Genomic DNA, 17,543 nt, shown 5'->3' with positions numbered 1-17,543 from the left:
GATGCGTTTTCCCGTTTCTTTTTCTCTTTTCGTAAGCATTTTCATTTTTACGATCCACTGCCAAAAGCAATTGGTTCCTCAAGAGGAAATCTCCCGATCCGTACCTAACCCAAAGATATACATCCAAAGAGAGGGAACAGCAAAACGGGGAAGTTTTGTGGGGATGGAACCGTACCTCAATCAATATAGTTATGCTACGGAAGATAGTTTTTATCTGGCTTTGCACCAATACTTCCAGATGGCAAAAGAAAACGAACTTCTTTATGTAGATCGTAGTATTATTGTTTTACCAGAATACATTGGAACTTGGCTTGTGGTGACTGCAGAGGATCAATCTATTTTTGCTACGAAAACAATCCAAGAAGCGATGGAGGTTTTAGTAAAACAAAACTTTGGTTCTTTCCTCTGGCATTATCTCTTTAGTAGTTCTTACTCAAGTGACACATTAAAAGAAACACTCTTTCGTATGAAAGCATGGCAAATGTCGGACAGATACCAATCTGTTTTTGCAAGACTTGCCAGAGAATACCGAGTATCCATTGTAGCCGGTTCGATTGTTTTACCTCACCCGAGAGTCATTGAAGGAAAAATCACACCTACCGATGGTCCTTTGGAAAATGTAAGTTTTTATTTTCATCCAGATGGTCGAGTAGACGACAAAATCGTAAGAAAGCTGTTTCCCATTACCGATGAAAAAGAATTCTTAAAAGAAGGTAAGTTGGATGAAAATCCAAGTTATCTTACTCCGCTCGGTAAATTATATACAATGATTTGTGCCGATTCTTGGTTTCCAGACGTATACAAAGAATTTAAAAAAACGGAATCGGAGCTACTGGCAATTCCTTCTTTTGTTTCACCGGCTGATGCTTGGACACACAAATGGCAAGGTTACAATGGTTATGCGAATCCAAAAGATGTAGATCCAAAAGATATTGGTTTAATTTCGGAAAGGTCGGCTTGGAAAAAATATGCGATGAATGGTCGTCTTAAAGATCCAAAGGTCAAAGCAGGAATCAATGTGTTTTTCCGAGGGGAAATTTGGGATCTTGCCGCCAGTGGCGATGCCTTTCTGTCATTATCTGGAAAATCTGTATTCAATCTTGTGAAAGAAGAAAAAAACCAAGGAAGAATCTATGTACTCTATCTCTAGAAAATCCTTTTTGGCCTTGTTACTTTTTTGTGCGGGCATTAAATCCAAAATTCGTTATTTTTATTTTAGTGATTCAGAAACTAAAACTGTAGGTGCTTTTTCGGAGGTAGTCCTTCCTGTCACCGAAAAGGGAATGCCAAGTTTAGAAGAAGCAAATGTTATGCGAAGATTGGATGAGGAATTGTACTTTGTATCAGAAGAGATCCAGGAAGATTTTCATTCGGCGGTAATGGTGTTAGAATACTTACCTATTTTTTATGGACATTTTAGTTTTTTCTCGAATCTTTCGCGGGAAAAACGGGAAGAACTTTTATCACTTTGGGCAGAGACAGATTCTGATATCGTCCGTGCCGTAGTGGGAAATTTAAAACTATTGGTCTGTTTAGTTTACTATGGCCACAAATCTACTTGGGAACAGATTTCTTATCCAGGCCCATTTGCCAATCCTCCTGAAAAATGGAGCGAGGCAAGAATCCACTATCAAAATTTGGTGAATGGGAAGGAAATCTAAAATGAAACCAGGAATGTATCGTGATTACAAAAGTTATGCGAATAAAGAAACCATCGTTGTTGATGTTGTGGTGATTGGTTCTGGTTGTGGTGGTTCTACGATGGCCTATGAACTTTCCAAAAAAGGAATTAAAGTGGCACTCATCGAACAAGGAGGAAATTATCACACAGGAACCTTTGACAACTATGAGCTGAATATGGGAGGGAAAGTTTCAGCAGAGAGAAATTTTCATACCACGGTAGATGGCGGGATCAACCTCGTGTATGGAAACAACTTAGGTGGAGCCTCCGTACACTACTGGGCAGACAGTTACCGTACTCCTGAAGATCGGTTATTATTATGGAATCGTAAATACGGAATGGAAAACCACCTACCGGAAGATTTACATTCTTATTGGGCGGAATTGGAATCTGACCTACATGTAACTCCCGCGGGAGAAGAATCCTATAACCCAATGAATCGACTTTTTCGAAGCGCCTCACAAAGATTAGGCTGGGACGGTCATGCCGTCCCACAAGCGCGGAAAAACTGTCAGAAGTCTGGGCACTGTATGCAAGGATGTATGTTTGGGGCCAAACAATCCCAACTTGTGACTCATATTCCAAGAGCCGTGCAATTAGGAACAGATGTGTATACCGACCTTCGTGCAGAAAAGTTAAACTATATTGGTCAGAAAGTTACCGGCCTAGAAGCTGTGGTGATTGACCGAAGGACACTCAGGCCAACGGCTACTAAAATCACTTTTTTATCAAAAGCTGTTTGTGTTTCTGCAGGTGGATTTGGCAGTTCAACTTTTTTACTTCGCAATGGTTTAAAAAAGAGATTACCGGCTCTCGGTGAGTTTCTAGCAATCAATCCTTCCCCCATGATACATGCATTATATGAAGAACCAATCATTCAATGGCGTAACATTCCTGCCGCTTATGGAGTAGAGGATTTTCGATTAGCCCGATACCAAAATGGAAAGTACAAAGAAGGCGGGTATATGCTAATGCCAAACCAATTACAACCAGCCACTCTTGCTGCCCTTATTCCTAGTTTTGGAAAGGACCATTTTTCTTATATGAAACAAATGGAACATTTGGGTGGAACTATTGGTTGGATTGATGATGTAGACGGTGAACTCGGCTCTATCGAAGTGGATTTTTTTGGTAAAAGAAAAATCAACTATCCTTTTGGAAAAGTCACCAAACAAATCTTTAGCGATCTCACTTACAAACAAATGAAGTTAAACTTTGAAGCTGGTGCCAAAGAAGTTTTTCTTGCAGGAATGAAACTTCGTAAATATTCAAAAATGCCTAAAAAAGAAGAAATTGATGCCCTCGCATGGAGACCAGCGGAATTTCCGATGGCAGCTCCCCACCCTGCGGGCGGGTGCCGGATGGGAAAATCGAGTGAAAATTCTGTGGTGAATTCTCGCCACCAAGTGCATGGATTTTTAAACTTATTTGTGGCAGATTCTTCCGTATTTCCTACGGGAGTCAGCGTGGATCCAAGTTTTACCATTATGGCTTTTAGTAAAAAAGCCTCCGGATTTGTAATGGATGTTATGTGAGACTTTTGTTTCTAAAAACGGCTACGGTTTCTACGTGGTCGGTTCTTGGAAACATATCCACTGGTTGCACCGAATTTAAGAAGTACTGTCTTGCCAGTAAATTTGTATCTTCTCGGAGACTAACAGGATCACAAGACACATAGACAATTTTTTTGAAACCCATTCCCAAAATGGTTTCTGCCACTTCGACCCCAAGGCCTGTGCGAGGTGGATCAAGCACTAAGGTATCATAGTTTTTTCCAAAAAGTGTTGGTAATACTTCAGCCACCCTTCCTTTGCGAAACCGTACATTATGTACTTTATTATATTTTACTGATTCTAGTGCGGTTTTGTGTGAGTTGGGATTTTCTTCAATTCCCATCACTTCTTTGCAGTTTCCGGCTATCCAAAACGAAATGGTACCAATTCCAGAATAAGCGTCTATGACTCGGGAATTTGGTTCGATTTCATCCAGAACCAAATTATACAAACTGGGAGTTTGGATAGGGTTTACTTGTAAAAAAGTGGAAAGACCTACACGAAACTTATGTTTTCCAAAATGTTCATGGATGTAAGGTCTACCCCATAACAGATGTTCTTCGCGACCAAGAGCCATAGTTGTATGTTTTGTATTGATGTTTTGGATGATTCCTACAATTTTTCCAAACTTTCCTGATTTCCCAATTCTGTTTTGGATGGCAGTGTGAAGTCTTTTGGATGCATCTTTGGCATGAGGAAGATCTTCTTTAGCCGTGACAATACCTAGAATGATTTCTCCTGTAGAAAAAGATTTTCTTGCCACAAGGTATTTCATCATTCCTCGTTTGGATTTTTCGTTATAAGGAAGTAGTCCTTCTCTTCTCGCCCATTGTTTGACGGCCAGTGCAATTTCGGTAAGACCTGGATCTTGGATTTGGCATTCGGTTTGGTCGAGGACAAATGTAGATTCTTTATTGAATAGACCTAAAGTGAGTAAGGTTTTGTTGGCAATGTTTCTACGCCCAAAAGGGAGTTGGATTTTGTGACGGTAGTATTCCGGTGAAGGACTAGGAACAATGGTTCGAAATTCTAAATGGCGATAAGTTTTAAAAAGTTCTTTGATGTTTTGTTCTTTTTTTCGAAGTTCTTTGGTGTAATCGATGTCTAGATAATTACAACCTCCACAGGTTCCGAAATGAGTGCAGATTTTTGTTCCTGGACTTGTTGTCATTATTTGTTTCCTGATCCTACAAGTTCAGAGATACTATTGAGTTTTTTTTCTTTTGCCACTTTGTCGAGATAAGAACAAATTTGGTAAGGAAGAAACGGTCCTTCATAAATGTAACCAGTGTAAATTTGAATCAGGTTGGCACCTGCCTCCATCATCCGTTTTGCTTTTTCCCCTGAATCAATTCCCCCTACACCTATGATGGGAATTTTACCTTGGAGAGTTTTGTAAGCAAGGGTAACAAAATGAAGGGATCTATCGAAGAGTGGACCTCCTGAGAGTCCTCCTTCCTCAGGATTTTTTTCACCGAGAACATCTTTATTGAGTGTCGTGTTGGTCAGAATGACTCCATTAATTTTATAATCCAAACATACTTTTAGATTTTCGATTAATTCCTCTTCGGTGAGATCGGGTGCAAATTTTAAATACAAAGGAATGGGAAACTTGTTATTGAATGCAGATTGGATTCCTTCGATGAGATCAATAAGCGTTTTTTTCGTTTGGAGGGAACGCAAACCTGGAGTGTTGGGAGAGCTGATATTGATCACAGCATAATCCCCATAGGGAACTAATTTCTGAAGCGTATATACATAGTCACCGACTGCATTTTCTAATTCTGTGACTTTGGATTTTCCCGCATTGATTCCCCGTACACCGGTCTTTTTTTGTTTTTTGATATTGGACTCGGCAATGTCGGCCCCAGGATTATTGAATCCCATTCGGTTGATAAGGGCTTTATGTTTGGGATAACGGAAGAGTCTAGGTTTGTCGTTGCCTGGTTGTCCTTTCGCAGTGATCGTTCCTACTTCGATAAATCCAAATCCCATATGAATCATTGTGGGAAAAAGCTCTGCTGTTTTGTCGAATCCTGCGGCAAGTCCTAATGGATTGGGGAAATGGATTCCCTGGATGGTTTGTTCCAGCCGTTTCGATTTGTATTCTAATATAGAAGATAGTGTCTTATGGAAAAAGGGGATCTTTTGCGAAAGTGAAAGGAACGTTGCTGCCAAATGGTGTGCAGATTCTGGGTCCAAGTGGAATAGGATTGGTTTGATCAGGTGATTGTAAAACAAGAGAGAACCTTAACGTTGATTCTTTTTTCGCACTCTTTTCTTACAATTTCTTTCCGAAAATAGCGTTCTTCTAGAGACTCATTATCAGGACCTTACGAAAATGGCACCAAATTCTTCATTTGCCCGTATTTGGCAGAATCCTTCCGACTTTCCGCCGGAAGCTGTACTTCGGGAATTGGAAAACCTACTTAGGTCCAATCCAGATTTTTGGCTCAAAATCAATCGAGATGGATTCATCGTAGATTATAAAACATCCAGGTTTGTCAATATTGGAGATAAACCGGAAACACTACTTGGCAAACATATCGATGTGGGCCTACCTCCATACTTACGTGAAATCACTGCAGAAGCGTTGGCATATTTATCTGAGAAAAAAAGCCAGGTCTTTTGGAAAGAATACTCCTACGGTATAGAACCAAACATTCGATATGTGGAAGTTCGGTTTGTAGTTCTCTATGAAGGATATATCATGTCCAATCATAGGGACATCACAGAAAGGAAACGATTGGAGAATGCGTTTTTAGAAAGTGAATCGAGATTCCTATCGATGGCACAAAATGCTGCTGATTCCATTATCATCATTAATGATGAAGGTATTATCCAGTTTTTTAACAAAACAGCAGAAAATACCTTTGGATATACACATGATGAAGTCATTGGAAAAAATGTTACGATGATCATTCCTGGTGAATATAAAGAAAAACATGATGAGTACTTAAGAAGATATAAAGCATCAGGGACGCAACATATCATCGGAGTGGGAAGAGAACTTGTGGCACAACGGAAGTCAGGTGAAATTTTTCCTTGTGAATTGTCCGTGGGTGAATTCAAAACTAAATCAGGGAAAATGTTTACTGGAATTTTACGAGATATTAGTCAAAGGAAAATCCAAGAACAAGAGTTATACCAATATAGAAATCATTTAGAGGAATTGGTAGAAAGCCAAACGATGGACTTAAAAATGTCCAAAAACATTGCGGAAGAAGCTTCCTATATGAAGTCTCTCTTTTTGGCTAACATCTCTCATGAACTAAAAACACCAATTCATGCCATTTTGAGTTATGCAGAATTAGGGGAAGAGAAGTCTGCATCAGTTGCCCCCGAAAAAATTAAAGAGTATTTTCAAATAATCGATTCGTCCGGTAAACGATTGTTAGGTTTGTTAGAAAATCTTTTAGATATTGCCAAATTAGAATCCGGCAAAATGCGCTATCTTTTTGAAAAAAATTGTCTGAAAGAAACGGCAAAGTTTGTGATCAACGAAATGCGAGTGATTTTGGAAAAAAGAGGGATCACGGTTGTTTTACTAGATAAGGAAGAACGCTGGGAAGCAGAGTTCGATTATGAAAGAATCCAACAGGTGATACGAAATATTCTCTCAAATGCACTAAAATTCATCCCAAATGACACTAATATTGAAATTAGTATGGTTCGAAGGGAATTTATTCCGAGAAAAACTCAGTCATATGTCAACGGTATCGGAATACAAATTCGTGATTTTGGACCAGGAATTCCTCCCGAAGACTTGGATAAAATTTTCGAAAAATTCATCCAATCCAAACAAGTGAAAGCTGGGACTAAAGGTACAGGCCTTGGTTTGTCTATTTCCAGAGAAATAGTCAATGACCACCACGGATTGTTGTATGCCGAGAACCATGAAACAAAAGGAGCAATTTTTACTATGTTAATTCCTTGTTCTCGTGAAGGACTCCGATGATTAACTTACTCGCTGTAGATGATGAAATGATCAATTTGATGATCATTGATGAATCTCTCTCTGATAAAGGTTTTAATGTTGTGAAAGCGAAGGATGGAGAAGAAGCATTTCAAATCCTTAGTGCAGATTCAACATTATTCCATGCAATTATCTTAGATCGACTCATGCCAAAAATGGATGGGATCGAACTCTTAAAAAAGATTAAACGTTCTGAAAAGTATAAGGATATTCCAGTTATCTTTCAAACAGCTATGAGTTCTGTGACAGATATGACAGAGGGATTGGATGCAGGTGCTTTTTATTATCTAACGAAACCGTATTCTCGAACTTTATTAGTTCGTATTGTCCAAACGGCTGTAGAACATTTTATTAAACTCCAACGTGCGAAGGAAGACCTTCATAAAGGTATGGGTGCTCTTCGACATATGATTACCGGTGAATTTCGCATTCGTTCTATTCGAGAGTCTCATGAGTTGGCACCGTTACTTGCAAACGCATGTCCAGATCCAGAACGTGTATTAACTGGTATTATGGAAATTTTAAATAATGCCATTGAACATGGAAACTTGGGTATATCTTATCAGGAAAAATCGGAACTTCATGATAACGATAAATTAATGGAAGAAATATTCAGACGGTTAGAAACTCCCGAATTTAAAGATAAATTTGTAAAAGTAACTTTTGAAAAAAACGAAGAACGAATTGAAATTCGAGTGTGTGACCAAGGAAAAGGTTTTGATTGGCAAAGGTATTTGTCTGTGGAAGCAATGACAAAGAATGCTTTTAAAACGCATGGCCGAGGGATATTTATGGCACGTAAATTATCTTTTGATGACCTTTCTTATACTGACGAAGGTAGAACGGCCGTCATTCGGATTGATTTATCCAATAAAAAGGGAAATTTACTTACCGACTTTCAAGAGTAATCTTTGTTTATAAAAGAAAAACCGATGGGTCTGTGAAGTCATGTATAATATGGTTTACGTGACTTTTTAGATCTGATTCCGTATGAGATGTGGCCACACCGATGATGGAACATCCTGCTGATTTTCCAGATTGTAAACCTGCGAGCGAGTCTTCAAATACAACACAATCTTTAGGATCTAGTTCTAAAGCTTTTGCACAAAGTACATAAACTTGTGGGTGAGGTTTTCCTTGGCTGACCATTGGTCCGTCTACAATCACATCAAAAAAATGTCTTAAAGACAAAGTATCAAGAGTGAAATTGACATTCATCGTAGGTGCAGAAGTTCCAAGAGCTATCTTAAGGTGATTGTTTTTTAAAAATTGCAGGTAATTCACAAGACCCGTATGTGGTTTCATTTCATTTTTATATAATTCTTGGTACCAACTTTCTTTTTCATCTCCATAAGTTTTGATTTCCTTCTCTGAAATATTTCCAAAAATCATTTTGAACAGATCTGTATTGGTTTTACCATTAAAAGTATCTCGATAGATTTCTGAATTGAGTGAAAAGTTATATTTTTTAGCGAATGCCATCCAAGCTTTGAAATGAAAGGAATGATTGTCTACAACCACACCATCCATATCAAAGATAAAACCTTTATGTTTCATTTAATTTCCTTTCGTATCCACCGACAAGTCCAGTAAAGTATGCAGGAATTTGTGTTTCAAATGTAAGAGATTCTTTGTTAAACGGATGAGTCAATTGTATAGAAAAAGAATGTAATGCCATTCTTGGATAAGATCTAGTATCGTTCCCATATTTTGTATCACCAACGATCGGATGTTTTTTATCTGATAAATGGACACGAATTTGATTTTTGCGACCAGTGAGTAATTCTATCTCTAATAACGAGTATAAAGGAGTTTCTTTTAGAACTTTGAATTTTGTTTTGGATAGTTTTCCTAACTCAGCATTGTCAGTAGAATAAACACGATGCGCCTTGGATTCTACAAGATAAGATTGGATGGTGCCTGCCTTTTCTTTCCACACTCCATGAGTCACTGCCAAATAAACTTTTTTTGTTTTGTCCCAAGAATCTTGGAGTGTTTGTTTTGCTGTTTCTGTTTTTGCAAAGATTAAAATGCCTGAAGTTTCTCGATCCAATCTATGTACGATAAAGATTCTATTTTTAGAACGTTCGCTCCCTTTTTTTACATAATCCATAAGAGCAGCATAAGCGGTTTTTGATTTCTCCGATTCGGTGGCGATCGTAAGGAGTCCGGCGGGTTTGTCTACAACAAGGATGTCCCTGTCTTCATATAATATGCTTAACCCTTTGGGTAAAAAGCGGGTGTTGGTCTTTTGTTTCATTCTTACTAAAATGGAAGCGGGGAATTCTTACCCCTCCTGGGAGTCTAAGAAAAAGTGCGGAAGGGGTCAAGACTTGTCTATTTCTCCTGAAATTCGGTGAAAAACTAGGTTTTCTCGAAGATTGGTTTAATTTATTGAATTTTATTCCGTTAAAACAGACGATGGTGGAAAGGAAACCTATGAATTTGGAATCTACAGTGGAACCTATACAGGCAAATCATTATGTCCCTTTACTTCAGCCTATTTTTTCCGTAGAGGAACAGACCGTTGTTGCTTACGAATCTTTAGGTCGTAAACGCGATGATTTAGGGAACTTAGATGCTGTCCCAGAGTTTACTGATCCTCATGTTTCGGCACTTCGAATGAGTATAATCGATCGGCAGTTACTTGGACTGGCACTCACTAAAATTCAATCCACAAAGGACCTTTTATTTGTAAACATGTCTCCCGACCAAGTGATTTTGGAATATGAAGAAAGCCGTTCGAATACATTACCGATTTCTGATTTAGTGAATAGTTATGGGATTCCTTTAAATAGAATTGTCATTGAAATTACGGAAAAATCTGGGAGTTACGGAACCGACGTTTTAGCTGCAGGGGTTGAACTTTTACGGGAACAAGGTTTCGGTATTGCTTTGGATGATGTTGGGTCCGAATCATCCAACTTAGAACGATTAGGTGCCATAAAGCCAGATATTATAAAAATTGATTTAAATTTATTAAAAAAATCTATCGAGAAAAGAGAATACCAATCCATCTTAGAATATTTGAAACAGATTTCTTTAAGTATAGGTTCACAATTACTTTTTGAAGGCATCGAAACGGAGGAAGAGTTGTATCGTGCCATTAGTTCAGGAGCAAGTCTGTTACAGGGATATTTTCTTGGAAGACCTTCAGAATTTAATCATGATAAACGTAGTATTTGTGACATAGTAGTTCCACACTTACAATTGTATCATGAAATGAAACGACGAGAAGTTGCTACTGAGATTGAATTTGAAAAACAAATAAAATCAAAACTGAATTCCATTAATTTAAAAACTATAAAGTTAGAAAATCGAGTGATTATTGATCCACACTCTTTTTTTAAACTAGATTCTCATATTAAAAGAGTTTATGTAACTGATTGGTTGGGTACTCAAGTGTCGCCTTATTACGAGCGCACTAGCGAAACAGGTTTTAGCGAAAATCTTTTATTGATTCAGAAAAACTGGTCTTATATGCCTTTCTTTTATAAACATGTGAAACAAGTTTTCAGAGATTCAGAAAATTGGCAAGTCAGTGATCCTTATTGGGACAAAGAACTAAAAAAGAATGTGATTGTGTTTTCCCGTGTTAACGAATTGGGATATTCTTTTTTTGTAGATTTAACTTTAGATTAAAAGTAGTCTTTAAGTTGGTAAACGAATTGCTATCCACATTAGCTCTTCTGATTCTTTTAAAAAAGCCGAATCTAATTTTATTTTCCCATTTCTAGATCCTTTTACCAAACCAACAAAAGCACCCCAAACAATTGCTATCAAAGCATCTGGTGGTAAGTTTCTGAGTATATTGCGATTGTTATGTGCAAATCGAGTTAAGAATTTCAAAAGCAACGCTCGTTTCTCAATGCTCTTTTTGTCCAGATAAGGAAGATTGTATTGCATTTCTAAAAAATCAAAAGCAAGTGGGTTTTCTCTTTGGAACTCGGCCATTGACTTCCAAATGCAGTGAAATTGTTCTCTTGGGTTTTCCTCTGCTGGAAAATCGGATTTGATTTTATTATATAGGCTTTCTTGCCATCGTTGAAATAAACTATTCACTAGTTCTTCCTTACTAGCAAAATACCGATAAATTGTCCCAGCAGCTACATTGGCTTTCTCTGCAATGAGTGGAACTGCCGTACCATCAAATCCTTTTGCAGTAAATAATTCCAATGCAGCGTTAAGGATTTCTTCGCTTTTATTTAGTTTTGACGACTTCTCAACCAATGATACTCACTTCCATCCAAACAGTTTGGATGTTTTGTTCCTTTTTCAATTGGGATCATTGAATCCCAAAATCCCTTTCGTTTCATTCTTTTTTTAAAAAAGTACTTGTAAAGTAAAAAAAGGAATGAATATTCATTCATTATTTTACGAGGGTGAATACGGATTTACGATGGCAATTTCGAGAAAAAATCTAATTTCTAGGCGAACGGTTGTCAAAACATCTGCTCTTGGCGCGGTATTCCTGTTTCTTTCTACATGGAAATGTAAACCATCCACAAACCAGGTGATTACCAGTAGGGGAATTAACTGCCATTTTTTAGATTCCGATGCTCAAGAAATCTTTGCTCATCTGAGCGAAGCACTAATTTTTCACTTTCTACCCAGCGAAGCTATAGAAAAAGAAAAGGTTATCAATGAAGTCATCCTTGGCATTGATTCTTATTTGAATTCTCTTCCTATTCATACTCAAGAAGAGATATTGGAAGCCATTCATTTCTTGAATTTAAGATTTGTTAGATGGTATTTGTTTGGATCTGGTTCCCATTGGGAATTAACGGATAGAACGGTCGTTATCAAAACGTTAAACCAATGGAAGATGTCGTATATCAGCTTATTTCGTTCATTATTCTTCTTTTTACAATCCATGATTACGATTGGATATTTTGATTCATCTTACTCATGGAAACATGTCGGATATCCAGGTCCAGAACATGCATTAGGATTACGTCATGGATAAATTAATTAATGTTTCATATCTAGAGAAGGATTTAGATTTAGAAGCGGATTTTGTTATCGTTGGATCAGGAGCTGGCGGTGGAACTAGTGCAGAGATTTTATCCAAAGCAGGATACAAAGTAATTATCGTTGAAGAAGGAAATTATGAAACGAGTAAAGACTTTGATCTAAAGGAGCTTTCTACCTTTAATCGCCTATACTTTGAAGGTGCAACTCGGCCAACAAAAGATAAAGCTTTTACCGTTGTACAAGGAAGGACGGTGGGTGGATCCACAGTGGTCAATTGGACTACTTGTATCAAAACGCCAAAGGAAACTTTAGAATATTGGCAAAATGATTTAGGTATTCCAGGTTATAGTTTGGAAGAATTAGAACCTTGGTTTGATATTGCATCAAAAAGGCTTTCCATTCATACATGGGAAGCTCATAACCAGAATAACAACTTACTCAGTTTAGGTGCAAAAAAGCTTGGATGGCGATATAGTGCGATTCCGCGTAATGTTAAAAATTGTCACATGTTAGGTTATTGTGGGTTGGGTTGTCCGGTTGATGCGAAGCAAAGCCAACTAGTGACTACAATTCCTGCGGCTCTAAAAGAAAAAACTACCTTGTTGTACAATACCAAGGCTGTTCGCTACGAATGGAGAGAGAATCAAATCGATCATTTGATTTGTTCTCCTTCAGTAATTCGTAAGAATGGAACACCAAAAATTAGATTGTTTGCAAAACATTTTATTACCAGTGCCGGAGCCATAAATTCTCCTGCTTTACTTCTGCGATCCAAACTCCCTGATCCGTATCAATTGATTGGGAAAAGAACTTTTGTACAATTGCATAACTATTCGGTAGCAGAAATGCCATCCCCTGTTTATGGATTTTTTGGAGCTCCCCAATCTGTGGCTTCTGATGAATTCTTATGGAAGAATGGGGTTACAGGAAGAGCTGGTTATAACATAGAAGCAGTGGGTGCACAACCAATTGTACTAATGAATTTACGCAAGTTAGTTGGCGAAGAGTTTGAGGCATATGTAAAAAGTTATCCTAACTTACACGTATTAGTGTCACAAATTAGGGATGGGTTTAATGAAGAAAGTCTTGGTGGAACGGTAAGTTTGAATGATGCGGGTTATCCGATACTCGATTATCCATTGAATGACTACCTGATCGATGGTATAAGAAGGTCGTATTTATCAATGGCGGAATGTCAGTTTGCTGCTGGAGCAAAGACTGTTGTTCCTGCAAACAATGCTGTGAATCCTTTTGCTTCCTGGATTGAGGCAAAAAGTGGAATTGAATCAATGACAATACAATCTCCAAACACTGTTGTAAATTCAACTCACCCGTTAGGTGGTAATCCGATGGGTAAAAATCCAAATACATCTGTCGTAGATGCATTCGGAAAATTTCACCATTTAAAAAACTTATCAGTAATCGACGGTTCTATTTTCCCAACAAGCCTTGGAGTAAATCCAAGTTTTACTATTTACGCAATTGCATCGAAACTTGCCACTCAATTGGCGAAAGAACTAAAGTAAAATCATGCTTACAAGAATCGAAGAAATATTATTTGCTTCTATGATTTTTTTTCTAATGGTTGCGATGGGTACAACCTTAACTTTAGAAAATTTTAAAAAAGCAGTTCATTCGAAAAAGCCATTATTGATTGGAATGTTGTCACAATTTGGATTTATGCCTTTAATTGCATTTGGATTAGCTAAAGGATTTGGACTTTCTCCATCATTTGCCATTGGTCTGATTTTAGTTGGATGTACTCCTGGTGGAACTACCTCAAATTTATTAACTTATTACGCAAAAGGTGATGTTGCACTTAGTATTAGCATGACCATTGCTTCTACAATTCTGGCGATAGTGATGATGCCATTTTTGTTTTGGTTGTATTGTTCTGGATTCAACGTTGATCAAATTCAAATTCCATATAAAAGCATTATAGGCTCAATTGTTGTTTTGATTTTTCCAGTTTTAATCGGAATCAAAATTAGATCAGCTAACATAAGGTTGGCGTTAAAAATTGAGAAAATTGGAAGTGTGTTAGGAATTCTTATGATTCTTTTTCTTTTGATCGTAATGGTTCCTAAAAATATTGAAATTCTTAAAGAAACTACTATCGCAATGTATGTTTCTGCCATTTTGATTACTGTTTTAGGTTATGTATTTGGTTATACTCTAAGCAAGTTATTTAATTTAACAATAAAGCAAAGTACAACAGTTTCTTTAGAAACTGGGATTCAAAATGGTCCTCTTACCATAGCGGTAATTTTACTCAGTTTTCCGCCTGTTTTGGTGAATGAGATTTTGTGGATGCCATTGTTATACGCATTATTCGTTCCTGTCACATCATCAATCGCCACTTTATTCTTTTATTTAAAATCGAAGAAAAACCAAAAGGAACAAGTAAAATGAATTTTTATTTTTCAGAGGAACAAAACAAATTACGGGAAGCTGTAGCGGCCTACGCAAAGATTGCTGGTGACGATCCTAGAAGAGAAATCGAAGAACGTGATAGTGAATTTTCATGGGACGTATTAAGTGCGTTAGGTGAAAGAGGTTGGACTGGTGTAATTGTCCCAGAGGAATACGGCGGAATGGGAAAAGGCGCATTAGAATATACAATAATTATGGAAGAAACTGCCAAAGAACTAGTTTATGGTCCTCAGAATTTAATACAAGCTCAGCAAGGTTTGTTAGCAGTGGGAACCGAAGAACAAAAACGAAAATGGTTACCAGAACTTGCGAAAGGAAAGATAATGGCTGCTCAAGCTATCTCTGAACCAGATGCAGGATCTTCTTTTCAAAATATTCAAACCACTGCTGTAAAAGATGGAAATGAATGGGTTTTAAATGGATTAAAAGTTCATATTAATTTGGGAAAAGAAGCTCAGCTAATGATGGTATTAGCAAAAACCGACAAAGGATTAACGGAGTTCTTGGTAGATAAAGATTCAAAAGGAATTCGTTATGAGAAACAAGATCCTATAGGATTACGATCTGCACCTATGTATGATGTACATTTTGAAGATTGTCGAATTCCTGCTGATAGTGTTTTAGGAAGAGAAGGTAGAGGAATTGAAACCTTCATGGCAATTTTTAAACTTAGTCGTCTTGGTGTTGCATCGCAACTAATTGGTATTGCTCGTGGCTGTTTAGATCATGCGGTGTCATTTACAAAATCTAGAAAGGTAGGTGAAAATAGAGTTTCTGATTTTCAAGGAATTCAATGGATTATCGCTAAGCTTACTTCTGAATTAGAGGCGGCAAAACTTGCTAGAAACCAAGCAGCTTGGTTACATGATCAAAAAGTAAATCACAATCTAGAAACTTCAATTGCAAAGTATCTTGCTGGTGTCGTTGCAGATGAAACAGTTAATAAAGCATTCACATTAACGGGTTCTCATGCTTGTTACAGAAATCGCCCCTATGATCGTTATGTGAGAGAGGTAAAATCCCTATTAGCGGGCGGTGGAAGCTCAGAAGTGATGTTAAACAATGTTGCTCGTGAAATATTAAGACCCTCTTATCACTATTAATATGAAATTTACAGCTACAACTTTAATTACAGGAGCGAATGGCTTTATTGGTTTTGAACTCCTGAAAGAACTTTCGAAAGACCCGAAGTTAAAAATTCGAGTAACTGATTTACGGAACGATCGAATTCAATCTTTAAAGAATCCAAATATTGAATTTTTTAAATCGGACATTCGTAAAGAAGAGGAACTTCGGCCTTTATTAGATGGAGTAGATCGAATCTTTCATGTGGCTGGGATTTGTAATTTAAGTACACCTTATGAAACTTTAAAACCTATCAATGTAAACGCTGTAGATAAAATCACAGATTTAGCATTAGAAAAAAAGGTAAAGGCATACATACACTTTAGTTCTTCGAGTGTATATGGGATATACAAAGGTAATCCATTTCAAGAAACGGATCTCTGTTTTCCTTTGGATTCTTATGGTAAAAGTAAATATGACGGCGAACAAATTGTAAATAATAAGATTCCAAAAGGACTTAAGGCAGTGATTTTAAGACCTTGTACAGTTTATGGTCCTGGTTGCAATGATGGGGCAGGAAAAGTATTTTCAAGACCAGGAAAAATTGCAGGTATTCCTGGAAATGGAAAACAAAGGTTAGCAAATATTAGGGTAGAGGACGTAGCGTCTGCTGCGATTTACTTATCGGAGAACGAATCTCTGTTTGGTGAAGTTTTTAATATAGCAGATGATAGCCATCCAAGTTTAGAAGATGCTTTAAGTTTAGCTGCAGAAGCGTTCGGTTCGAAGATTAATAAAATTCATATTCCTTTATCTTTCCTTAAGGTATTGGCAAAGTTAGAAGAACCTATTGCCAAATTGAGAGGGAAAATTCCTGATTTGGAATATGAAGCAATCAAATATCTATACAATGATTATTATATGGATAATCGTAAATTGAAATCAGTCGGTTATACTTTGAAATATCCTGATTTCGAAAATTCAATTTTAAGTATGAAATAATTTTAGAAAGGAGATAAGAAAAATGAGTAAAGTCATAGTAATTAGCGGAATAGCGCAAGGAATGGGTAGGGAAGTTTCCCTTATGTTAGCGGCCAAAGGGTACACCATTTGCGGATTTGATATTGAAAAAAAATATTTAGATAGTTTGGCTTCCGAATTAACTAAGTTAAATGCAAAATTTCATTTAGAACCAATAAGTATTACCGAGTCTGAAAAAATCGTTAAATTCAAAGATACCGTTTTAAAAAAATTCGGTAACGTGGAAACAGTCGTTTCCAATGTAGGGATAGGTTTTTTTGGTCCCTTTGAGGAAGTTGATCTGAACAAAGCCCTCCAATGTTTTGATATCAATGTCATCGGTTGTGCAAGACTTTTACAGGCTTTCCTTCCTTCTATGCGTATCGCTAAAAAAGGAAAACTGGTTGTAATGTCCTCCCTCGTGGGCCAAGTCCCTTTTCCATTTGAATCAATTTATTCGGCCACAAAATTTGCAATTGAGGGAATGGTATCTTCCTTACGTTACGAGGTAACTTCATTTGGCATTCAAGTGGCAATGATACAACCTGCGCAAGTATCCACTAACTTTGCAGCAAAAGCTCAAAAGTTACCTGAAAAGAATTCACCATATTATGATCGTTGTGTTCGCTTTATTGATAGAGATAATGATTTGATTCGAACAGCTACGAATCCTATTCAAGCGGCGGAAAAGATTGTAAAGGTTATCGTTTCTAATAAACCAAAGTTATTTAACCAAGTTGATTTTATGAGCACTTTCTTTTTGGGTCTCAATCGGTTTTTACCACAAAAACTAAAAGATAAAATTTTGTTAAACCATATGAATATAAATGTTTAGGAATGT

The 17,543-nt window shown here is 37.2% G+C and carries 17 protein-coding genes; 12 read left to right on the top strand and 5 right to left on the bottom strand.

What is annotated here, in order from left to right; all coding sequences use genetic code 11:
* Window position 1 precedes the first annotated feature (1 nt).
* The 3 genes from ND811_RS01685 to ND811_RS01675 are packed head-to-tail and all read left to right on the top strand — an operon-like array spanning window position 2 to window position 3,216.
* Window positions 2-1,150 carry a nitrilase-related carbon-nitrogen hydrolase gene (locus ND811_RS01685; protein WP_265350656.1) on the top strand — a complete coding sequence of 383 codons (1,149 nt, stop codon included), beginning with the start codon at window positions 2-4 and terminating at the stop codon, window positions 1,148-1,150.
* Window positions 1,134-1,661 (top strand): hypothetical protein, encoded by a 528-nt coding sequence (locus tag ND811_RS01680; protein ID WP_265350657.1) that lies wholly within the window; start codon window positions 1,134-1,136, stop codon window positions 1,659-1,661. The genes ND811_RS01685 and ND811_RS01680 overlap by 17 nt, the downstream gene beginning before the upstream one ends.
* Before the next feature lies 1 nt (window position 1,662).
* Window positions 1,663-3,216 carry an FAD-dependent oxidoreductase gene (locus tag ND811_RS01675; RefSeq protein WP_265350658.1) on the top strand — a complete coding sequence of 518 codons (1,554 nt, stop codon included), beginning with the start codon at window positions 1,663-1,665 and terminating at the stop codon, window positions 3,214-3,216.
* On the opposite strand, the gene rlmD is transcribed toward ND811_RS01675, so the two are convergent.
* Window positions 3,209-4,405, bottom strand: a complete 1,197-nt coding sequence (gene rlmD / locus ND811_RS01670; protein WP_265350659.1) for a 23S rRNA (uracil(1939)-C(5))-methyltransferase RlmD — start codon at window positions 4,403-4,405, stop codon at window positions 3,209-3,211. The genes ND811_RS01675 and rlmD overlap by 8 nt on opposite strands.
* Window positions 4,405-5,475, bottom strand: coding sequence for a quinone-dependent dihydroorotate dehydrogenase (locus ND811_RS01665; RefSeq protein WP_265350660.1), 1,071 nt, complete (start codon window positions 5,473-5,475; stop codon window positions 4,405-4,407). The genes rlmD and ND811_RS01665 overlap by 1 nt, the downstream gene beginning before the upstream one ends.
* Window positions 5,476-5,575: 100 nt before the next feature.
* Here ND811_RS01665 and ND811_RS01660 point away from each other — a divergent pair, with 100 nt between their 5' ends.
* Entirely contained in the window at window positions 5,576-7,192 is a 1,617-nt protein-coding gene (locus tag ND811_RS01660) for a sensor histidine kinase (protein WP_265350661.1), read from the top strand.
* The gene (locus ND811_RS01655) at window positions 7,189-8,118 is read left to right on the top strand and encodes a response regulator (RefSeq protein WP_265350662.1); all 930 of its coding nucleotides are present in this window, start codon (window positions 7,189-7,191) and stop codon (window positions 8,116-8,118) included. Before ND811_RS01660 ends, ND811_RS01655 begins: the two co-directional genes overlap by 4 nt.
* Before the next feature lie 7 nt (window positions 8,119-8,125).
* Here the strand turns inward: ND811_RS01655 and ND811_RS01650 are convergent, their stop codons facing one another.
* Both ND811_RS01650 and ND811_RS01645 read right to left on the bottom strand, forming a co-directional pair.
* Window positions 8,126-8,767: an HAD family hydrolase gene (locus ND811_RS01650; RefSeq protein WP_265350663.1), complete on the bottom strand. Its 642-nt coding sequence runs from the start codon at window positions 8,765-8,767 to the stop codon at window positions 8,126-8,128.
* Window positions 8,757-9,470, bottom strand: coding sequence for an RluA family pseudouridine synthase (locus tag ND811_RS01645; protein WP_265350664.1), 714 nt, complete (start codon window positions 9,468-9,470; stop codon window positions 8,757-8,759). The genes ND811_RS01650 and ND811_RS01645 overlap by 11 nt, the downstream gene beginning before the upstream one ends.
* Before the next feature lie 179 nt (window positions 9,471-9,649).
* On the opposite strand from ND811_RS01645, the gene ND811_RS01640 reads away from it, so the two are divergent.
* Window positions 9,650-10,852 (top strand): EAL domain-containing protein, encoded by a 1,203-nt coding sequence (locus ND811_RS01640; RefSeq protein ID WP_265350665.1) that lies wholly within the window; start codon window positions 9,650-9,652, stop codon window positions 10,850-10,852.
* 9 nt (window positions 10,853-10,861) lie between these two features.
* Here ND811_RS01640 and ND811_RS01635 read toward each other — a convergent pair whose 3' ends face one another.
* Window positions 10,862-11,440, bottom strand: a complete 579-nt coding sequence (locus ND811_RS01635) for a TetR/AcrR family transcriptional regulator (protein ID WP_265350666.1) — start codon at window positions 11,438-11,440, stop codon at window positions 10,862-10,864.
* Window positions 11,441-11,564: 124 nt separating this feature from the next.
* On the opposite strand from ND811_RS01635, the gene ND811_RS01630 reads away from it, so the two are divergent.
* The 6 genes from ND811_RS01630 to ND811_RS01605 are packed head-to-tail and all read left to right on the top strand — an operon-like array spanning window position 11,565 to window position 17,537.
* Window positions 11,565-12,176 carry a hypothetical protein gene (locus tag ND811_RS01630; protein ID WP_265350667.1) on the top strand — a complete coding sequence of 204 codons (612 nt, stop codon included), beginning with the start codon at window positions 11,565-11,567 and terminating at the stop codon, window positions 12,174-12,176.
* Window positions 12,169-13,710: a GMC family oxidoreductase gene (locus tag ND811_RS01625; protein WP_265350668.1), complete on the top strand. Its 1,542-nt coding sequence runs from the start codon at window positions 12,169-12,171 to the stop codon at window positions 13,708-13,710. The genes ND811_RS01630 and ND811_RS01625 overlap by 8 nt, the downstream gene beginning before the upstream one ends.
* 4 nt (window positions 13,711-13,714) lie before the next feature.
* A complete protein-coding gene (locus tag ND811_RS01620; protein ID WP_265350669.1) occupies window positions 13,715-14,596 on the top strand; it encodes a bile acid:sodium symporter in 882 nt (293 codons plus the stop codon).
* Window positions 14,491-15,720 carry an acyl-CoA dehydrogenase family protein gene (locus ND811_RS01615; RefSeq protein ID WP_265350670.1) on the top strand — a complete coding sequence of 410 codons (1,230 nt, stop codon included), beginning with the start codon at window positions 14,491-14,493 and terminating at the stop codon, window positions 15,718-15,720. Before ND811_RS01620 ends, ND811_RS01615 begins: the two co-directional genes overlap by 106 nt.
* Window position 15,721: 1 nt before the next feature.
* Window positions 15,722-16,684: an NAD-dependent epimerase/dehydratase family protein gene (locus ND811_RS01610; RefSeq protein WP_265350671.1), complete on the top strand. Its 963-nt coding sequence runs from the start codon at window positions 15,722-15,724 to the stop codon at window positions 16,682-16,684.
* Between the two features lie 22 nt (window positions 16,685-16,706).
* Window positions 16,707-17,537 carry an SDR family NAD(P)-dependent oxidoreductase gene (locus ND811_RS01605; protein ID WP_265350672.1) on the top strand — a complete coding sequence of 277 codons (831 nt, stop codon included), beginning with the start codon at window positions 16,707-16,709 and terminating at the stop codon, window positions 17,535-17,537.
* Window positions 17,538-17,543 lie beyond the last annotated feature (6 nt).

It is taken from the genome of Leptospira soteropolitanensis (assembly GCF_026151655.1).
Lineage (GTDB): Bacteria > Spirochaetota > Leptospiria > Leptospirales > Leptospiraceae > Leptospira_A > Leptospira_A soteropolitanensis.
This window is presented reverse-complemented; position numbering and strand designations above follow the sequence as displayed.